Annotated in this window: 19 protein-coding genes; 4 read left to right on the forward strand and 15 right to left on the reverse strand. The window is 58.0% G+C overall.

The genetic code is table 11. The features are described from left to right. Positions 1–259: 259 nt before the first annotated feature. A complete protein-coding gene (locus tag VEI50_07910; GenBank protein HXX75040.1) occupies positions 260–628 on the forward strand; it encodes a PilZ domain-containing protein in 369 nt (122 codons plus the stop codon). A gap of 99 nt (positions 629–727) precedes the next feature. Here the strand turns inward: VEI50_07910 and VEI50_07915 are convergent, their stop codons facing one another. Together VEI50_07915 and msrA are read right to left on the reverse strand one after the other, a co-directional pair. Continuing rightward, on the reverse strand, positions 728–1,303 hold the full coding sequence (locus VEI50_07915; GenBank protein HXX75041.1) for a lytic transglycosylase domain-containing protein: 576 nt from the start codon (positions 1,301–1,303) through the stop codon (positions 728–730). A gap of 243 nt (positions 1,304–1,546) precedes the next feature. Continuing rightward, a complete protein-coding gene (gene msrA, locus VEI50_07920) occupies positions 1,547–2,176 on the reverse strand; it encodes a peptide-methionine (S)-S-oxide reductase MsrA (GenBank protein ID HXX75042.1) in 630 nt (209 codons plus the stop codon). Positions 2,177–2,236: 60 nt separating this feature from the next. Here msrA and VEI50_07925 point away from each other — a divergent pair, with 60 nt between their 5' ends. Further along, a complete protein-coding gene (locus VEI50_07925; protein ID HXX75043.1) occupies positions 2,237–2,749 on the forward strand; it encodes an LEA type 2 family protein in 513 nt (170 codons plus the stop codon). Positions 2,750–2,761: 12 nt separating this feature from the next. Here the strand turns inward: VEI50_07925 and VEI50_07930 are convergent, their stop codons facing one another. From VEI50_07930 to VEI50_07950, 5 genes are read right to left on the reverse strand one after another with little or no spacing between them, the layout of a single operon-like run. Next, on the reverse strand, positions 2,762–3,250 hold the full coding sequence (locus tag VEI50_07930) for a hypothetical protein (protein ID HXX75044.1): 489 nt from the start codon (positions 3,248–3,250) through the stop codon (positions 2,762–2,764). Positions 3,251–3,285: 35 nt separating this feature from the next. Further along, positions 3,286–4,947 (reverse strand): hypothetical protein, encoded by a 1,662-nt coding sequence (locus VEI50_07935; protein ID HXX75045.1) that lies wholly within the window; start codon positions 4,945–4,947, stop codon positions 3,286–3,288. A gap of 34 nt (positions 4,948–4,981) precedes the next feature. Beyond that, a complete protein-coding gene (locus VEI50_07940; protein ID HXX75046.1) occupies positions 4,982–6,322 on the reverse strand; it encodes a TldD/PmbA family protein in 1,341 nt (446 codons plus the stop codon). Continuing rightward, entirely contained in the window at positions 6,322–7,776 is a 1,455-nt protein-coding gene (locus VEI50_07945) for a TldD/PmbA family protein (protein ID HXX75047.1), read from the reverse strand. The genes VEI50_07940 and VEI50_07945 overlap by 1 nt, the downstream gene beginning before the upstream one ends. A gap of 34 nt (positions 7,777–7,810) precedes the next feature. Beyond that, a complete protein-coding gene (locus VEI50_07950; protein ID HXX75048.1) occupies positions 7,811–7,996 on the reverse strand; it encodes a hypothetical protein in 186 nt (61 codons plus the stop codon). Between the two features lie 371 nt (positions 7,997–8,367). On the opposite strand from VEI50_07950, the gene VEI50_07955 reads away from it, so the two are divergent. Next, positions 8,368–8,592 (forward strand): tetratricopeptide repeat protein, encoded by a 225-nt coding sequence (locus VEI50_07955; GenBank protein ID HXX75049.1) that lies wholly within the window; start codon positions 8,368–8,370, stop codon positions 8,590–8,592. A gap of 248 nt (positions 8,593–8,840) precedes the next feature. On the opposite strand, the gene VEI50_07960 is transcribed toward VEI50_07955, so the two are convergent. Then, complete coding sequence (locus VEI50_07960) at positions 8,841–9,635, reverse strand: DUF1295 domain-containing protein (protein ID HXX75050.1); 795 nt, start codon at positions 9,633–9,635, stop codon at positions 8,841–8,843. A gap of 268 nt (positions 9,636–9,903) precedes the next feature. Between VEI50_07960 and VEI50_07965 the strand changes: the two genes are divergently transcribed. Continuing rightward, a complete protein-coding gene (locus tag VEI50_07965; protein ID HXX75051.1) occupies positions 9,904–11,412 on the forward strand; it encodes an aldehyde dehydrogenase family protein in 1,509 nt (502 codons plus the stop codon). Positions 11,413–11,418: 6 nt separating this feature from the next. Here the strand turns inward: VEI50_07965 and ettA are convergent, their stop codons facing one another. The 7 genes from ettA to VEI50_08000 all read right to left on the reverse strand — a co-directional run bounded on the left by ettA (position 11,419) and on the right by VEI50_08000 (position 19,495). After that, positions 11,419–13,104 carry an energy-dependent translational throttle protein EttA gene (gene ettA / locus VEI50_07970; protein ID HXX75052.1) on the reverse strand — a complete coding sequence of 562 codons (1,686 nt, stop codon included), beginning with the start codon at positions 13,102–13,104 and terminating at the stop codon, positions 11,419–11,421. 110 nt (positions 13,105–13,214) lie between these two features. Continuing rightward, positions 13,215–13,382 carry a hypothetical protein gene (locus VEI50_07975; GenBank protein ID HXX75053.1) on the reverse strand — a complete coding sequence of 56 codons (168 nt, stop codon included), beginning with the start codon at positions 13,380–13,382 and terminating at the stop codon, positions 13,215–13,217. A 37-nt stretch (positions 13,383–13,419) separates the two neighbouring features. Then, the gene (locus VEI50_07980) at positions 13,420–14,136 is read right to left on the reverse strand and encodes a hypothetical protein (protein ID HXX75054.1); all 717 of its coding nucleotides are present in this window, start codon (positions 14,134–14,136) and stop codon (positions 13,420–13,422) included. A 10-nt stretch (positions 14,137–14,146) separates the two neighbouring features. Continuing rightward, positions 14,147–16,894 (reverse strand): hypothetical protein, encoded by a 2,748-nt coding sequence (locus VEI50_07985; GenBank protein HXX75055.1) that lies wholly within the window; start codon positions 16,892–16,894, stop codon positions 14,147–14,149. Beyond that, positions 16,806–17,393 carry a hypothetical protein gene (locus VEI50_07990; protein HXX75056.1) on the reverse strand — a complete coding sequence of 196 codons (588 nt, stop codon included), beginning with the start codon at positions 17,391–17,393 and terminating at the stop codon, positions 16,806–16,808. Before VEI50_07990 ends, VEI50_07985 begins: the two co-directional genes overlap by 89 nt. A 105-nt stretch (positions 17,394–17,498) precedes the next feature. Further along, positions 17,499–18,974 (reverse strand): YdiU family protein, encoded by a 1,476-nt coding sequence (locus VEI50_07995; GenBank protein ID HXX75057.1) that lies wholly within the window; start codon positions 18,972–18,974, stop codon positions 17,499–17,501. Between the two features lie 176 nt (positions 18,975–19,150). Continuing rightward, positions 19,151–19,495 (reverse strand): DUF2294 domain-containing protein, encoded by a 345-nt coding sequence (locus VEI50_08000; GenBank protein HXX75058.1) that lies wholly within the window; start codon positions 19,493–19,495, stop codon positions 19,151–19,153. Positions 19,496–19,789: the final 294 nt, after the last annotated feature.

Raw genomic sequence — 19,789 nt, forward strand, 5'->3', positions numbered from 1 at the left:
CAGAGGGATTCTGAAAAGGTCAAGTCCTCTACCGTGAATGACGAAGACAAGACGAGCCTGATGCTGGGTAGAACTACGTGTTTCCTTTTACATAGATTAACGTGCTGTGTATACTGCGCTTGGGGACCCAGGGCATGTTCCCTACTTCAGGACTAGTCTGTTCAGGGAAGGCATCATGCTGGTCCCAGCTATAGTTTTATAGTGAGAAGCGGAACATTCTCCCTAGTTCTCGGGTCGTTCCTCGGAAAGGACACGGTTTGTGACGGCGAATAATCCTAAACCTGATCGAGATCCGAAGCCTGATGAAGACGCCACAATCCTGGAGCGACGGGGCCGTCGCTTGCGCATCGATTGTCGGCTCTTCTTCTTTGGAGAGGACGAATTTGAGGGCGAGGCACAGGTTCTTGATATTTCGACCAACGGGTGCCAGGCCAGTTCCCAGGTGGCCGTCCAGGTTGGGATGCAGCTTCGGCTTTCCGTCTTTCTCGGGGATCAGAAATGGCCATTGCGCATCGATCAGGCCACCGTGCGGTGGGTCCGGGGCCAGAATTTCGGGCTGGAATTCATCGGGATCCGGTTGGCCCAGCGAGAGCGGTTACGGACAATGATCATGGCAAAGCGGTACTGACACGCACCTCGCACCTTACCCCACTTTCAGTCTCTGACATAACCTGGATCGCCAAAAAAGCCCGGCACCATATCGCGCCTGCCGATATTATCCGACGTTTCAGCGATCATAGACTCGGGCAGAAGGACGCTGGAACGAGGGTCGACTCGAGCGGGGAGAATGCGCCGGTGCCTTGAAGGCATGATAATAGTGAAGGACTTTTCGGACGTACCGCCGTGTTTCGCGAATGCGCGGGACCTTTTGTCCTTTCACTCGCTGGATACCGGCGTTATAGGCCGCCAGACTGAGGCGCAGGTCTCCGCGATAGAGATTCAAGAGGCGGCGCAGTTGTTTTGCACCTCCTCGGATGTTCTGGATCGGGTCATAGACGTCTGCGATCCGAAGGGTCGCCGCCGTATCAGGCGTGAGTTGCATGAGTCCGACGGCACCTTTGTGCGACACCACATGCTGGCGAAAATCAGACTCAGTTTTGATGACCGCCCGTAGCAGGGCAGGATCGAGACGGTAGTGCTTCGCGTAAAACGTGATGGCCCGGCGAAGTTCTTTCTTGGAATACTGCGGTCGATTTTCATAATCAGATTTCGTCGAACTTGGAAACAGCACGAGCGTCGTCGTGACGATCGCGACAATGCAGAGTTCGCGCGCGAGCTTTCTGAGAACGTGCGAGATTTCCATAATAAATCGCTAGAGTCTGACCCAGGACCATGACCTCATTCCTGCTGAAGAGGCTCAACTTCTGTGCCAGAACCCTTCCATCGTAAGTGTCGAAAGATGCGACGAATCTTGGCTGCTGTGACAGAAATGCCGCGCGGGACTTCTGTTCAAAGCCTGACGGGCATGACTCCTTTTTGACGCAGTGGAAATGAGAGCCTTGCGGCATCGGGATCACGCAAGCCGACAAGCCGCTTTTTCAATTTGTCACTTCGGCTTTCCCCACAACTCATCGAGCCGTTGGGCGCGGCCACAGTTGTATTTGTAGAACTTGTAGCGGATGGGGTTTTTCTTGTAGAAATCCTGGTGATACTCCTCGGCGGCATAGAATTGCGATGCCATCACGATTTGAGTCAGAATCGGCTGACTGAACCGTTTTGATTGTTCGATGGCCTGCTTGGATTCCTCGGCGAACCGCTTTTCTTGGTCATTCTGATAAAAGATCACCGCGCGATACTGCGTGCCATGATCGCAGAACTGTGCGTTTGTGGTGATTGGATCCACGTTTCGCCAGAACGCTTCTAGGAGTTGGTTGTACGTCACTTTCGACGGGTCGTAGAGCACCTCGACCGATTCCGCGTGCCCGGTCCGACCCGCAGACACTTCTTCATAACTGGGACTCTGGAGGGTCCCTCCCATATAGCCGGAGACGACTGCAATCACCCCGTCCACCTTTTCGAAGGCCTCCTCCATACACCAAAAGCAGCCGCCGGCGAAGTAGGCCCTAGCCGTCTCTCCCGATTCGACGACGGAATGGGATAGGACGTTCAAGAGTGCGACGATCACAATAATCATTGCTCCCGACCACATGGCACTAAACCGCCGGACATATTTCATGGAGCGTCCCTCCCTTTGCCTTCTGTCGTTCCATCACGCTAGGACGTACATCATCCTACCATGGTCGATCCGAAATGGATGTTCATGTATGATGCCGTCATGTTGCTTCAATGGGCCAAGATCGCAGGATTAACCTCCTTCCTTGCCGTGTCCGGATGCGCCTCGTGGTTTCAGAAAGGTGAGCCGCCTGACGTGCTGGTCACCAATGTGACCCCGTTGGAGTCCTCGGCATTGGAGCAGCGGCTGCAGGTTGATCTAAGCATCCGTAATCCCAACGACTTCGACCTTCACGTGACTGGAATCGATTTCAAGCTCGACATGAACGGGAAGCGCCTCGCCCGCGGACTGAGTAATAAAGAATTGACGGTGCCTCGCCTCGGTGACGCCGTCCTCTCGGTGGAGACCAGCGCTTCTACTTTCGACATCGTCCGTCAGGTTTTCAGGGCGTCGCAGAAACAGGAACTCTCCTACAGCATCTCCGGGGAGCTCCACAGCCAGGACGGTCGTCTTCCCTTCGAGAGCAGCGGCACGCTCTTCGAAAAGGGCCAATTCTCAGGATCGCCTTCTCCTTGAACTTCAGCCTCGTCAATGTTCAATACGTTTCATGATGAGGTCGATGGCTTCCTCCGGCGTATTGACGGACGAGACCAGCTTTTGACCAAGCTTCTTGAAGAAGGTCGTTTCGACCGGTGTCGCTCCGACGAGAATAACTGGTTTGCTTGCCTTCACCGCCAGCGCCACTTCTGACACCGTCCCCGATCCACTGAGGCCACAGGCGACCACGACATCGCTCGACAGAACGTTAATATTGTTTCTCGCGCTGCCCATCTCCGTCATGATCGCGACATCGACGTGACGGGAGACTTTGTCGGTCGCAGAGGGCAACACTCCGACCGTGAGGCTTCCGCCCACCCGTTTGGCTCCCTCGCAGGCCGCATCCATGACGCCGACGTCACGCCCGCCGGTGAGCACCACCCATCCACGTCGGGCGATCAATTCGCCCAACAACCGGGCATGGTCCAGATCTTTTCTCTTGGCCTTCGCCGGTCCCATCACCCCCACAACAAATCGCATGGACCCTCCATCAGATTGTCGCGATTCCCGATCGATCAAAATCGCGAAGCGGTCAATGTCACATCGGCATAGGTCCACGCTTTGGCGAACCGCGCCTCTTCGACCCTGGCTGCCTCATCTTGCTGCTCAGCCCGGAGGCTTTGCATCAGTCCGAACAGCGCCCACCCGCTGTCAGGATTTCGCGTAAGATCGGCCCGATACTGGGCCTCTGCTTCCGCCGGTCGGCCAGCCATCAGTAAAACTGGTCCGAGATACTGACGAACCGGTAGTGGCCAGTGAGGAGGCTCTGCGTACGGAAGGCTGTCTTCCAGCTTGATGGCTTCTTTCAGTGCGCGAATCGCATCCTCGAATCGTTGTCGCCGAGCGGCAATCTCGCCAGCCAGCATCCGTTCCGCAATTTTCAGCAGCGATCGAGTGATTTTGTCCTCCTCGCTCCGGTCCCGCCTTATCTGTTTCGTCAGGCTGAGCAGCGCATAGTGCTCTCCCTCGGCTCCCGGCAGTCGCCCGGTCGCAGCCAGAGCCAGTCCTCGCCCGAGCCGCCACATGCCGTCCGTGAGCAGCAGCCCCTTTGGAGCCGGCGGTTCACGTAACAGCTCATCCCAGCGTCCGAATCGAATCAACGAGTAGAGCGGCGCGGGCAGATAAAACTCCTTCCACTTGTCGCTGCGAACTTCTTGCTCGGTGATCGTCTTCGCCAGCTCTCGCGCCACCTTCATGGCCTCTGCGCTGCGACCCTCCATCATGAGCGAGACCCAGAGAAAATGGAGGTTGTGCGAATAGTATCCATCGGCATAGTTTCCGTTCGGCGTGCGAGAAGCCAGATACGCCCGATCGACTTGGGCTGCGTGTTCGTTGCGCTCCGCAGCCTCATGATACCTGCCGAGCCGGATGTAGAGGTGAGCCGGCATGTGGACCAGATGCCCGGCACCAGGCATCAGGTCGGGTAACCGGTCTGCGCAGGCGAGCGCCCGTTCCGGGTGGGGCGACGCTTCGAGCGCGTGAATATAGTAGTGGCAGGCGCCGGGATGGTCCGGATGTTGTGCAAGCACTTGCTCGATAACGGACACGAGTTCGGTCGTCCCTGATTTCGGCTTCCCATCCGACGTCCAGAGATCCCATGGCCGAAGGTTCATCAATGCCTCTGCAAACAAGATTCCGGCATCCGGATCATCCGGATATCGTCGCCAGACGATCCGCATCGCTTCGGCATACGCCGAATCAAGAGAGGCACGCGTTGCTCTGCGAGGTGAGAGATACCGTTTGCTAAGCGCGCCAATATACGCCTGTTCGGCTGCCGAGGCGGTTTTGGCGTGGGCACGAGCTTTTTGCATCGCATCGACGGCCCGCCGCCCGTCCTCTTTTGACATTGCAGCATTGATGTTGGGACCGGAGGCGAGGGCAACGCCCCAATAGGCCATGGCGGCGTGCGGGTCCTGTCTCGCCGCCTCCTGAAAAGAAAGGATGGCTTCCTCGTGATTGAAGGCATATACCAACCTCAGCCCCTGGTCAAAGTATCGTTGCGCCAGTTCAGAAGTCGTGGTGATTTGGTGGTGCAGCGTCCCCAGATTGTCGAACAACGGAGGAGGGGTTCCCTGATTCCCTGCATGACCGATCGATGGGGAAACTCCGAACCAGGCAAGGAGTAAAGAGTCGAAGCAGACCGCCAATGAAACGAGAACTCTCCACTGATTGGTCACGGCGACCCTTCCGATCGACCTTCCGAACATCCTGCTAAAACTTCGTCACGCTGGAGAAGTGAAAATCGTCGAGCATCATGGCGGGCACCAGCAACTTGCCCGTCTCGGAAGTGACCGCCTCGGCCGGACCGGTACAGGCGTCCAGTCGGTTGAAGACGCGCAAGGGACTATCGTGAAAGCGGAAGTTCTTCACTGCCGAGACAATTTCGCCGTTCTCCACAAGAAAGGTGCCGTCTCGAGTCATGCCGGTCAACGTGAGATCCGTCGCGTTCACCGTGCGAATGTACCAAAAGTTCGTCACGAGAATCGCGCGCTGTGTCTTCTTAATGAGATCCCGGACATTGGTTGCTTCCGCCTCTTCCGCGGCAAGGCACGGTGCGTCCAATGTCGGAATCGTGTGAATGTCGTGGGTCTTGGCCGTGTAGCGATCGTAGGAGAGTTGCTTCAACTCTCCCCGCTCGACCCACATAGATTCGGTGGAGGGTAATCCATCGCTCGTAAAACTCACTCCCAGGAGATCGGCGTGCTTCGGGAGATTCTTCAGGCTTAACCGCTTGTCGACGATCGATCGCCCCAGCTTGCCTGCAACGGGACTCGTTCCTTTCTCATAGGATTTGGCATCAAGCATCCACAGCAGCCAAGTCCAGAGCCCCGCCACTGCAGCCGGTTCAAGAATCACTTTGTAGCGACCGGGAGAGAGTTCCCTCGGCTCCCCTCCTCGCTTGGCCTTACCGATCGCGGCGAGTGTCCGTTCCTGGACTTTCAAATGATCGATCGACCGGTGCGCCGCCGAAGCCCAGCCCGTCGCGTCGCCCGCCTGTACGGTGAGGCCAAATCGCGCCTCGGTCCGTTCCTCGTGAGCAAAGAGGCCCGTGCTGGCCGCAATCCCGATGGCCGCGGTCGACGATGACACAATTCCGGCCGCATGGAGATTTTCCATTCGACACTGACCAATGGCTTCGTTGACATACTCGAGGCGGCGAGCCGGTCCGGCTGCGACCGTCTCCGGACGAGTCGTGGGAACGTTCAGATACTCGGGCTGGTCCACCGGAGGAAGATATTCAGGATCGTCGGGTGACAGGCGAGCAATGTGCTCGGCGCGGGTGAGCGTGTCCTGGATTGCGCCGGCCGTAAAATCTGTCGTACTCGCCGTACCCTGCTGCCGTTCAAATGCGACGGTTACACTGAGCAAGCCCCGCCTAGTATCGACGTTCTGCACGATCTGGTTGTTGGCGAAGCGGGTTGTCCCCCCATGCTGGTCGTGCAGGCGCACGACGGTATGGTCGCCCATCGACCGTTTCAGCACCAAGTCGGCGAGAAACTGGAATTCGTCGCGACCGGTCATCTTCGGCCAGGTCCTGGCGGCGACACTCATCAGCTCCCACCTCCCTTGATTACGCCGATCGCCCGAAATCGTGCAGGAGAAGCCGCATGGGTCATCCAGCCCGATTGACCCGGCTGACCTTTGCCACACGTAATAAACCCGAAAAGACGGCGATGTCTCCGGTCCGCAACTCCGTCGCACTTGCTCCAAAACTCAGGCGTAATCCCGTGATAGACAACATCCCGGACCATGTGGGTCCGCTTCCCACGCTCAATGAGCCAGAACGCATCGCCGCCGAACTGAAAGTTGTAGCGTCGCTGGTCGATGCTGTACGACCCATGCCCTTCGATGTAAATCCCCCTTTTGACGTCGACGATCAGATCATCGAGGGATCCGATACCAGGCTCTAACCCGATGTTGGCGATACGGACCATCGGCACGCTGCTCCAACCATCGGCGCGGTTTGACCCGCGCGAACGAGACTCGCCGATCTTCAGTGCCACTTCGCGATTGGTGCAGTATCCGACGAAGATCCCTTCGCGAACAATATCCCACCGTTGACACGCCACTCCGTCGTCGTCGTAGCCGGTCGCCGCCAATGTGGTCGCCTCCGTGTTGTCCGCCACCAGATTTACGTGTGAAGACCCATACCGAAAGCTCCCTCGCTTCTCGGTCGTGAGAAAACTCGTGCCAGCATAGTTGGCTTCATATCCCAATGCACGATCCAGTTCGCTCGGATGACCGCATGATTCATGCATTGTAAGTGAAAGGTGCTCGGGATCGAGGACGAGATCATAGGAACCAGGGTCGATCGCCGGGGCGTTCACTTTTTCGACCGCTTGGGCGGCAACTCGGGGAGCTTCGGTTAAGAAGCGCGTGTCCTCGATGAGTTCGTAACCGGTTCTGAGATGGGGCGCGGTATAACTCCGCGTCGCGAACCGTCCGTGTCGGCTCGCTGTGGCCGTCATTTCTCCGTTAAGAGCCAGCAGGTCGAACTCCAGATGGGTGCCTTCAGTGGAAACGAAGAGTTTGCGGTCCCGACAGGCCCAGAGGCTGGCTGAGCTCCGAACCACGCCCGCCTGTTGTTGCAGCACCTCCATCGTCTCCAACAGAAGATCCGTCTTCTTGTCCGTAGACACCGCAAAGGGGTCGATCCGTCTAGCCGTCACCACCTGATCGCGGTGGACCGGCTCATCGGCGAGCTTCACCTTCTCGATGGCCAACGAGGCCGATCCTCTGGCGATCTCGACCGCAAGGTCGGTGACACGCGGCACTTCCTCCAGCGAGCAGACCGAACTGGCGGCAAACCCCCATCCACCGTGGTAAAGCACCCGGACGCCGAAGCCGCGATCGCTCGACTCGCGCACGGCAGCGATCCGACGGTCTTCGCCTGCGATGGTTTGAACCGTGCTGTCGAGAAGGCGAATGTCTCCGTATTCCGCACCGGAGGCCGTGATGCGCGCGAGGGCGAGTTCGGCAAGTTGTTCCCAACCGGTGGCAGGCATCTTGATCTCATCCTGCCAAAGTTCCGGCACCCGATCAACCCTTCATCGTCCTCAGTTGGCTTTCCGCCCGTGATTGCCTAGGATGGGGACCATGTTGCCTCCGGAACGAACCCCTCGTCAGCGGATCATTGAGCTGATCACCGACACTCGCCTCTCGTCCCACCAGCTCGCCCAACTGCTGGGGATTCCAGAGCGACAGGTGGAGGATCACCTGACTCATGTGGTGAAATCCCTGGCGCGTGATCGAGGCCGACGTTTCGTTCTCGATCCATCGGTTTGCGGGGACTGTGGTTTCGTCTTTCGCAACCGGAACCGCCTTACACGTCCAAGCCGCTGCCCGATTTGCCGTAGTGAAAGGATCACAGCGCCTCAGTACGGCATCGAACCGGCATCTTTGTAGTCGCTACACTGTTCGGTTCGACACATCGACCCTCCCTGTTTGAATTTCCTCGAATCGTGTCGTAAGCTCCACGAATCGACGGGCGGTCTGCTCGATCTCGCATGGGATAAGCTTTAAGGTTTGTCGTGCCACGCTAGACATGTGTCCTGGGAGGGCGCAGGGTGACAGAAATGACTGGGATAAGGAGAAGAATGAGTCGACGCGGAGAGATCCTCGTCCTTCTGTTGAGTCTTGTCTTCACTTCCTGCAGCGGCGACAAACCCAAGGAACTGCTCGAAACAGCAGAGCTGGAAGAGAGGCAGCACAACATCGTCCATGCGAAGGAGCTCTACGAAGATCTCATCCGTCTCTACCCCACCAGCCCGCAGGCAGAAATCGCCCGAGCCCGTCTGACTTCGCTCAGTCAGGGCCAATAGGTGTTGAATGATTGCTTCATCTCGGTTGGAATCCAGGGACACGAATGCTTACAGCAGGCTGAGCCTGCTACTCAGGATGTTCAAAAAGGCTGTCAGCAAGGCCGCAGCGAGTGAAGATGCGACGCGTACCTTGTTTCACCCGCCAACCCCAAGCTTGCCGAGACAATCTCTTTCCCCAGCCCGTACGTGGAGCCGCTGAGCGATGCGAGAATGAAGCTGACGGTCTTTTTCAACATCCTGCCAGTGACTCACTGCCGTTTCGGAAACCAGGGAACGAACGCATTCGTCGTGCGCTGGTAGGCTCGATAGTCCTCCCCGCGCGCGGCCAGCGCCTGACGTTCAGCCAACGGAATACCAGTCAGTCGTACCAGCGCCATTCCCATGACAACAGGTCCGATCCACGTCAGTAACCATCCCGGCGTGCCGACTGCCATCAGCACATAGGCCCACCACTGCAGCCATTCGAAAAAGTAGTTGGGGTGACGGGAGTAGTACCAGAGGCCGTCGCGGCACACCCGGTTTTTGTTCCACGCCTTCTGGCGAAAGTGTGCGAGCTGCCAGTCTGCCGTGGCCTCCCCGACCACTGCTACAAGCCAGACCAGCACACCAGCGAGCTCCCACAGGCTGAACGTGGGCCGTGGGTTCTGCATGACGGTCAAGGGCGGGAGAGAGAACAGCACTACGGCCGGAGCCTGGAGCAGAAAGTAGGCGAACACCCCCAGGTGCTCCCGACTGCCCAGCCATCGACGCATGTATTGGTACCGCGGATCTTCCGTCTTGCCGATGACCCGATTGAGCAAAATGTAGGAACCAAGGCGCAGACCGTAGACTCCGATCATCGCCATGACGAGACCGCGGCGTCCGGGATCGCCGAAGGCGGCAGTGCCGTACCAGGTCGTGACAGCGACAAGCCCAATGCACCACCCCACATCGGCCAGTGAGGCATTCCGACCATGCAGCTGCACCATCCACAACAGGAGCATCACCCCTGTCATCATTACGAAAGCTGTGCCGATCAGGGTCAGGGGATCGTGTGAGGTCATGAACGATGGTTCTCCCTGTGGGTCAGGAGCGCTAGGGTGCGCCAGTCCGGCTCATCGTCACACAATGCTCGGAGCCGGCTAATGTGAGGGATCTCCCTCACCCGACTGAAGCTGGTGGCTGGTCGACACCCCATCGAAGTGTAATGATCGAGTCATTATAGGGAGATCTGGTTCGAGCGCAACACTCCGCGGCACGCGTCGTTCATTAGGTGGTATAGTGAAACTAGTAGTGCGCTTCAGTCCCTCGCTCTTGTCAAGGAGGTGCGCTATGGCGTCTCCGGCTCTCCCTAGTTCAACCAAGACTCTCCGCTATCAGCTGTTCATCGATGGGAAGTGGGTTGATGCTCGATCGGGCAAAACATTCACCACGCCAAATCCATCGACCGGTGCATCACTCGCCGAGGTCGCAGAAGGCGACGCGGCCGATATCGATAACGCCGTGCGCGCCGCTCGCAAAGCCTATGAAGGTGTCTGGCACAACGTGAGCGCGCGCGATCGTGGACGTATGCTGTACAAGCTGGCTCAGTTGATCGAGCGCGACGCGCGACGATTGGCCGAATTGGAGACGGCTGATAACGGCAAACCGATTCGCGAGGCAACTTACATCGATCTCCCCCAAGTCGTCGAGACATTCGAATATTTTGCCGGCTGGGCCACGAAAATCGAAGGGGCGACGATTCCGCTCCCCGGAATGATGTTCAATTACACGCTCCGGGAGCCGGTCGGCGTGTGCGGCCAGATCATTCCCTGGAATTTTCCGTTGCTGATGTGCGCCTGGAAGCTTGCGCCTGCCCTGGCCGCGGGCAATACGTGCGTGCTCAAACCCGCGGAGCAAACGCCCATCACGGCCATGGAGTTAGCCAAACTCATCCAAGAAGCCGGATTCCCAGACGGTGTAGTCAATATTGTACCCGGTTACGGTGAAACGGCAGGAGCGGCACTGGCCTCCCATTCAGGCGTGGACAAGATCGCGTTCACCGGTTCGACGGAAGTCGGGAAATTGATCGCCCATGCAGCCGCCAACAACCTGGCGAAGGTCTCGCTGGAACTTGGCGGCAAAGCTCCGAACATCATTTTTGCAGACGCCGATCTGGATCAGGCCGTTGACGGCGCGATGATGGGGATCTTCTTCAATCAAGGCCAAGTTTGTTGTGCCGGCTCGCGTCTCTTCGTCGCGGACGCAGTGCGAGACTCATTCCTCGATCGGTTCCGAGCGAAAGCACAACGCCTCAAAGTCGGCGATCCTCTGCAGCCCGACACACAGATGGGACCGCAAGTGTCCGAGGAGCAGCTGAATCGGATTCAAAACTATGTCGCGATTGGCCAGCGGGAGGGGGCAACCGTGCTCACCGGCGGGAAACCGCCTCGCCTTTCCGGTGCGCTTGAACGGGGATATTTTTTTCAGCCCACGATCCTCGTCGACGTGCAGAATCAGATGCGTGTGGCTCAGGAAGAAATCTTCGGGCCAGTCACGGCGGTTCTTCCGTTCAAAGACGAAGAGGATCTGATCCGACAGGCCAACGACACCATCTACGGCCTGTCAGCCGGAATCTGGACCAGAGATCTCGGGCGGGCTCATCGGTTCGCGAAGGCAGTGCATGCCGGAACGGTCTGGATCAACACGTACAACATGATCCATCCGGCTTCTCCGTTCGGTGGGTACAAACAATCCGGTTACGGGCGAGAACTCGGCAAGCATGCGCTCGACCTGTATACGCAGGTCAAGAGCGTGTGGGTCGACCTCTCGGATAAGCCGATCGGCTGGTTTGCGGCGTAACTCGGTTCAGCTGCGCGTCAGCCTCCGATACCGGATGCGGTGTGGCCGTTCGGCTTCTTTACCGAGTCGTTTCTTGCGGTCTGCTTCGTAGTCGCTATAGTTTCCTTCGAACCAGACGACCTTACTGTCGCCTTCAAAAGCCAGAATATGGGTTGCGATCCGGTCGAGGAACCATCGGTCGTGACTGCTGATGACGGCGCAGCCGGCGAAATTCTCGAGTCCCTCCTCCAAGGCGCGCAGGGTGTTGACGTCGAGATCGTTGGTCGGCTCATCAAGGATGATGAGGTTCGCCCCTTCTTTCAGCATCCGGGCGAGGTGCACGCGATTACGTTCACCGCCTGAAAGGTCTTTGACTTTCTTTTGCTGATCCGTCCCGGCGAAGTTAAACCGCGCGCAGTACCCGCGGGCGTTGACATCGACCTTACCCAACTTCACGGTTTCTTGCCCGTCTGAAATCACCTCGTAGACGGTCTTGTTGCCGTCCAGGCTCCGATCCTGATCGACGTAGCCGAGCTTGACCGTTTCGCCGATCTTGATTGAACCGGCATCAGGCTTGTCTTTCCCGATGATCATCTTAAAGAGGGTCGTCTTCCCGGCGCCGTTCGGGCCGATCACTCCTACAATCCCGCCCTTCGGCAGGTTAAAGTTCACGTTTTCGAAGAGTACCTTGTCGTCGTAAGCCTTACTGATCCCCTTCGTCTCCACGACCACATCGCCCAGTCGGGGTCCCGGAGGAATATAGATTTCCAGGTCGTCGGTCCGCTGCTCTTGTTTCTGGTTCACGAGTTCTTCGTAGCGATTCACTCGAGCCTTACCCTTCGATTGTCGAGCCTTTGGCGACATGCGGATCCATTCCAGTTCGTGTTCGAGCGTTTTACGTCGCTTGGATTCCGCTTTTTCCTCCTTCTCGAGCCGCTCCTGCTTCTGTTCCAACCAGGAGGTGTAGTTGCCTCGAAACGGGATGCCGTGGCCACGATCGAGTTCAAGAATCCATCCGGCCACGTTGTCGAGAAAATACCGGTCGTGCGTGACCGCGATCACGGTCCCTTTGTAATGCTGCAGGTGCTGTTCAAGCCACTGGACCGATTCGGCGTCCAAGTGATTGGTCGGCTCGTCGAGCAGTAGAATGTCAGGCTCCTGAATCAGGAGACGACAGAGCGCCACACGGCGTTTTTCGCCGCCGGAAAGCGTCCCGATTTTCTGATCCGCCGGGGGACAGCGCAGCGCATCCATCGCGATCTCTAATTCGTTTTCCAGTTCCCATCCATTGGCCGCTTCGACTTTCTCCTGGAGTTGCGCCTGTTTGTCGAGAAGCTTCTCCATCTCGTCGGGATCCGCTTCGCCGATCTTGTTACTGACGGCTTCGTATTCGTGCAAGAGCGCCACAAGTTCCTTCTTGCCTTCTTCGACTATTTCTTTCACCGTCTTGTTCGCATCGAGCTGCGGTTCTTGGTCGAGCAGGCCGACCGAATAGCCCTTCGATCTCGTAATCTCGCCGGTGTAGTTCGGATCTGACCCGGCGATGATCTTGAGCAGACTGCTCTTCCCCGATCCGTTTAACCCCAGCACACCGATCTTGGCGCCGTAGTAAAAGCCGAGATAAATCTCCCGGAGTACCTGTTTCTTCGGTGGATAGACTTTGCCGACATTGACGAGTGAAAAAATGACTTGTTTATCGTTTGTGGTTGCCATGTGTTCCTTCTCGTTGCTGGGTGAACCGACTGCGAGAGGCCACGATAGCAAATGCGCGTGGCGTTGCACAACACGAGGAGGAGTGATTCGAGGGTATCTCGCCGGAGCGTTTAGATCCCCAGTTCCTCAGAGAGCCTGAGTTCTGACTCGTCAGTGATGTCTTCGAGGCAGCTGAAGCACGCGAAGGGAAACCGATCGATCGGGATCGCGCAGACCTCGCCGACCATCGCGTCTTCGATTGCCGGCCCGCTACATGCCTTGTGGATTAAGACCAACATTGGATTGCTCTGTAGAATAACGTCGAGTCACGCACGTTCAAGTCGTAAATACTCTTGTGAGAAAAGCACCGAGTTGCCGCAGCACGATCTCCGGGATTTCATGTCCACCGCGAAAGCTGTGCCATTCTACCGACAATCCATTGTGGATCAATTCGTCATGCAACCGTTCGGCCATGACATAGGGGAGAATCGGGTCCCGTGTGCCGTGGCTCTGAAAGACCGGAACCCCTGTTCGTTTGGCGACCGCGGGACGCCAATCCTGTTTCGCCAGGAGCGACCCTGAGAGTTGGACGAGTCCAGCGAACGGGTGCGGCGTGCGCATGACGATGTCACAGCTCAACATGGCGCCCTGAGAAAATCCCCCGATCACAGTTTTTTTGTAATCGATCGGAGTTGCGCGAGGAAGCTGCGCAAGAAACTTTTCGAGCGCCTCGCGTGCGGCAGGAAGGCCGCGCGGCACTTCGGCCGATAGGTCTCGCACTCGGCCCGCGGCCCGATCCGCTTCAAGCCGGGCCATATCGATAATCCACCAGGCCCGGGAGTCGCCGAAGCCCATGCTCAGCGAGAGAGGACCTTCCGGAAAGAGAAATCGCGTCCCTTTCGGGACAGCCAGCACATCCCCCAACGCCACAAGATCGTCGCCTGGTGCACCGAAGCCGTGCAGCAGGATGACGACGGGACCGTTGCCGCCTCCGTTTCTGTCGGTTCCACCCGTGAGCCGCGTGTTCAAGCCACCCAGTATGACTTCTCGCATCGGCGGTTTGTTAATGGGCGTAGAGATATTGAAGCAGTGCCACGATGCCGTAGATGGAAGACTCGATCACCGGTTGCTGGTAGAGCGGCACGAAGGCGCCCTTTTCATTGGCTTCCACCTCGTCGATGATGAACTGAATTTGCTTCATGCGGACATCACGATCCTGGCCGACTTCCAAAGCCTGGACCATGTGCCGGCTCAGCCCATCGAGCATGGCGGCTTTCGCCTGGCTCGCTGCCTGGTACAGCAGATACGCAGCCAGCAGCGCAAGGAACACATTTAACGTCCAGGAGAGCAGTAAGAGGAGAGGATAATTCCAGATATCGAAGTAGTCGTTCCGTCCCGCAATCATGATGATCAAGGCGATAAAGGGATACCGGATCAGACGATTCACCACTTCTGTCCGCCGCCCGATCAAATCAACTACCGCGAGGTACTTCAGCTTCTCGAACTCGGCCTTCCGGGTTTCACTCAACCCATATTCGACAAGATATTGCTCTTGCACCTGTTGCGACCAGCCGCCGGTCGAAGCCGTCACCCAGCCGATCCAACGGCGGCACAACATCACGGCATCGAACACCGCAAGATTGAGGAATACGACCAAGACCGTGCTGCTCAGCGTCATGACCCAATCCACTGCGCAGCTCAGTCGACCGCGGCAGGGATGAATATACTCCTCCTCCAATACATAGTAGCCCAATAACCACGTCATTCCGAGATAGAGGAGAAACAACAAGACGGTCCGGGCGAACCACTGCGCCGGCTTGCTTGCTTCGCGATACCACGACCAGGCCTGGTCCACCGTTGTCGCCGTCATCGTTGCGGCCGGATGAGCGACTCGCTTCAGATTGAGCCAGAAGGTCTTCGGTGAGAAACGTTGAAAGATGGACTCATCTTGGAAGAGGAAATCATCCGTAATGAAGTCGCCGTTCTTGCTAAGGTCTCGCCATCCCTTTGCAAGGAATACCAGGCTGAGCACCACCACGAAGAGACGAATCAATTCGCTTGGCCAGACGCTGGCTCCGGCGGTCCAGGAGAACGGCTCTCCCTCATCGTGTCGGGCCAGCAGCGCGGGCGCACCGCCGAATGCCACGAAGGCCGCGAAAAAGGCGAGGAGGAGGACTCCCACGACTCCCAAGAGGTTCGGGTTCCGTGATACCCACAGCCACAGACGCTGATTGCTCCAAGCAATGATCGTTCCGATCATGAGTGCGATAACCATGAGGACGGCGACCGCTGTATTATTGAATTCCACACCCCGTTTCAGCTGCCCATGGTCGTCGGTCTGGGCGAGATCCGCCCTCAGGGGATGGATCGTTCGCACCCCTTCTTTGTCCACCACGCTCAAGTCCACAGCACCCTCACGGCCCACTTCAAACAGTCTCGGATGAGTTCCGGCGTCGTAGAGACGATCCTCCGGCATCAGCGAAACATGGTACTCAGTCGTGCAGGGCTCGACCTGTCTTTGATGACCATGCGATTCACAGAGGACGTGCTCCACCGCTTGCAGGACGGCAAAGTATGCCGAGGTTTGATAACTGCTGCGGAAGGGCGAGACATCGCGCTGGAGACCTCCCTCCAACTGCAGGCCGAACGGCGAGGCAGTAACCATATTACGCGTCGCCTTATATTCGCTCGTATGGAGATGGCGCGCGTCCAGATCGACGGTGAAGAAGATCGCGTGCGGGAATGCCGGACGTAGGGCTCTGATGATGAGCAACGCGTCGTAGGGATCTGTACCCAGAATGCCGATGGCCCTGGCCCCCTCCCCTTCATCATGTATGCGAGCGACCAGCGCTCGCACGTAATCGAGTTGACTGGTCCCTTCCGGACGGTCTCGGGTTGTGTCTTTGGACTGGTCCCCGGCTGCTGCCTTTGCGGCCCGAGCGGCTCTCGCCGCGTCATCGCCCGGCACTTCACCGTCCAAGCCGCTGAGATAGCTGTAGCGAAAGACATTCAGCGTAAGTGATTCGTAGTCGGCCGGCCGCTGGATCTGCAAATCGATGCCACGGGGGATCGACGGACACCAGCCCTTGATTCCCACCGGCACCTGGATTTCTTTCAGGTCGGCCTCGGTGAAGGTCGCCACCTTCGCGCAGGCGGCAGCGCGGAACTCGATGGGCAAGGCCCGCCCGTAGAACGAATCCCACTCGCTGATGAGGATGACAGCATCCCATCCGAGCCGGACCTGTCTCCGTTCCAACTCAGCGATCAGCGCTTCGAACCGTTGGTCATCGGATCCAATATCGTAGACCAGTCGCACGTTCGCATCGGCCAACCGGCGATAAAACTCCTGTTCGCAATCTTCGTACGTCGCGCAAGCCGCTCCCTTGCCGGACTCCGCCCTGAGCCCGTAGGCCAGCAGGCCCTTCATCGCGGTGGCCCAAGGGGAATAAAGGTCAATCGCGCCATCGGCGTTCGGCCAGACGCCGATACCTTCGTGAGAACCGCCGTACAGTTTCCCGGCCTCATCCAGAAGCGAACGGTACGCCGACGAACTGCGAGGGCCAATGATTTTGAACGTCACCGCCCGCCGCAACGAGGGGTTCAGCCACGCCAACTTGCGTTTGTCGTCGGTCAACAGGCACTCGCTCCGATCGGTTTCCTGGCAGACAAGCCCTTGGGAGAGCGACGTCAGCGTGGCGAAGAACCCGCGACTGAAGGCTTCATCAGGCAACCAGACGACGAGGACGCTGTCCGCACGCGATCCTGCTTCTCCACAGACCCTCGTCTTCCTGAGGCGATAGATACCATTCATAGGACAGTCCCTGAACGACGCCTTGCGGGTCCCAGTCCACAAAGGACAGGTGGCCTTCGTCTTCCGGAGCGTAACAAGCCACACCGAGCGCGGTCCCGATGGCATACCGATCGCGGATACGCGATTCGGTGCTCTCGACGTAGGGCCCCCCGCTCGTCGTCACCAGAAGGACGGTCAGGCGCTCGCCGTTTGTGACCCGCTCGACGATGGCGTGCCGGAGCGACCTGAGCCGTTGAGCCAAGGACGGCATGTGAGAGGTGGCGGATGCCGCCTTGGTTGATCCTTTCTCTCGTATGGCCCGTTCGACCGCAGCTACCGGATCTTCCCAGAGCCTCGCCCGGACCAATTCCTCTCCGGTCGTCTGCTTCATCTCCAACCCGGTGCCGACCGGCCGCGAGCTGCGCAACGGCTCCTTCACTAACAGTACGCCAGCGACGGCCAGAGCGAGCGTGAGCGCCCCCGCCACCGCCAGTTTCGAATCGCCAGGCTTCTTCGCCATAATGCCTGTGTCCTCGGCCGAACAGCCCCGACACTGTACAACAGAGTGCGTGGGGGACTGCAAGCGGACCTGGGCGTTCAGCTGCCTGGCGGGCGGAAGGTGGAGCTATGAGGAGCAACTGACCGCGAGATGCTTGCCCCAGTTGGGAGGAGGAGCCGCGTAGGCTTCCATTCCGGGCTGGTCGCTGTAGGGAAGGTGCAGCAGAGTGACCAAGCGATCGATCTCGGAGAAATCCTTCTGTTGCGCCTTCTCGATCGCCTGCTGGGCCAGATAGTTGCGCAGGACATACTTAGGATTGACTCGGTTCATCCGCTCGCTCCGTTCAGCGTCGGTACCAGCCTGGTCCTGCAGGCGAGCGCGGTAGCGAGCAGCCCAGCCGTCGAACGCACCTCGATCCACAAAATAATCGCGCAACCCTTCGTTCAGCTCTCCCGACGCTGAACGAAAATCGCCCAGTGCTCGGAAAACGTTCGTATAATCCGCCTGACTTTGAGCCATGAGAAGCAAGAGATCGGTCACGAGCGATTCATCCTCCGGCCGCGCAGCTTCGAGGCCCAACTTGGTGCGCATGAGTTCCAAATAATGGTCCTGGTGAATCGGCGTATAGCGATCCAACGTGGCCTTCAGCTCCTCCTTCGGGGCCAGCGGCAAGAGGGCCTGGGCGAGACAGCTGAGATTCCACAAGCCGATGAAGGGCTGTTGGTTAAAGGCATAGCGGCCATTGTGATCTGAGTGGTTGCAGATAAAGCCCGGATCGTAATCGTCCATGAACCCAAAGGGACCATAGTCCAGCGTGATCCCATTGATCGACATATTGTCGGTGTTCATCACGCCGTGCGCCCACCCGACCGCCTGCCACTGAGCGATCAGTTTCGCGGTCCGTTCTGTGATTTCCCCAAAGAAGCGTGCGTATTTGTTGCTCGCACTGACGAGGTGGGGATAGTGATTCGCAACGACATAGTCGGCGAGGACCTTAAGATGTTCGTACTGTTTCCGATAGTAAAAGATCTCAAACGTGCCGAACCGAACGTGGGACAGAGCCATGCGCACCAGCATCGCGCCGGTTTCGACCTGTTCCCGGTAGACTTTCTCATCGCTCCCGACGATACAGAGCGCCCTCGTCGATGGAATACCCAGCCCGTGCATCGCCTCACAGCAGAGATATTCCCGGATCGTCGAACGCAGGACGGCACGCCCGTCGCCATCGCGCGAAAAGGGAGTGAGGCCTGCTCCCTTGAGTTGCAGATCCCACCGCTCGCCTCGCTCATTCTTGACCTCACCCAGTAGAATCGCACGACCGTCGCCAAGTTGAGGAACATAGACGCCAAATTGATGGCCGGAGTAGATCATCGCGAGCGGCTCCATGCCCGGCGCCAGGAGGCTGCCTCCGAATACACCGGCAAACTCAGGGCGAGTGAATTGGTCAGGGTCGAGGTCGATCAGCCGCGCCGCGGCACGATTGGCATGAACCAGATACGGTGGAGAGCCGAACGGGGTCGGGTTCAGCTTGGCGTAAAACGCTTCGGGTAAACGGGAGTAGGTGTTGTCGAAAGAAAGAGTTTCCAGCGAACGTCCGGCCATGGCCCCAGCATGCCAGGGCTAACGAGCCGCTTTCAAGCAGGCTGAACGAGAGCCTCCATGACCCTCAAATCGTGGCTTATGTGGAGTCGAGCGAAGAGTTCTTTCTTCTTTCTCAAAGATTTCGATACGAAATCCCGTAAAGCCATCCACGAGTTTCTCCAACCTTCTGTTCCTGCCTAGCGTCCGCCATTCTTGAGGTCCCGATCCACCGTAAAAACAAAGACCCGTTCCCCGAGCTGCACGTCGATGTCGGTGAAGACCCCCAGGATCTTGGCGCCCGTGATCTCGCTCACCTGTTCGCAGAGTTTATCCCGTCCTTGCGCGATCAAATTCTGGCGTAGACGCTTGACCATTTCGACACCTTCTGTGGTCTTCGCCAACTGACGTTCGGCCGGCGTGAGCACCCCTTTGAGCCGCACGACGACCACATCACGGACGATAAAGGCCCGGACATCGTCGGGACCTCGTCCCATGAATTCCTGCTCGAACTTGATAATCGCGTTGCGAATCGCGTTTTCCATGATCTGTCCGTCTGCGCACAGGATTATAGGATCGCCTGGGAGCACGAACAAGCGGAAACCTAAGCCATTTGTCTCAACGATGTAATGTGTCATAGGTCTTTCGGGCCAAGGGGCGCCGGTTGAATGGCCTCACGCTCAATCAGTGCTTGACGGTGATCAGGGTGCCGTATTATTGAAGGGACTCGTTACTATCAGGCGGCGCTGCTGCTTGTCCCGACGGTGGCTCGAGGACGAACAGGACGCTGGGTTCGTTGACAACAGGGCCGTAGGGTGACCGGCAGTTTGATCCAGAGG

The sequence above is a fragment of the Nitrospiraceae bacterium genome, assembly GCA_035623075.1.
GTDB lineage: Bacteria > Nitrospirota > Nitrospiria > Nitrospirales > Nitrospiraceae > DASPUC01.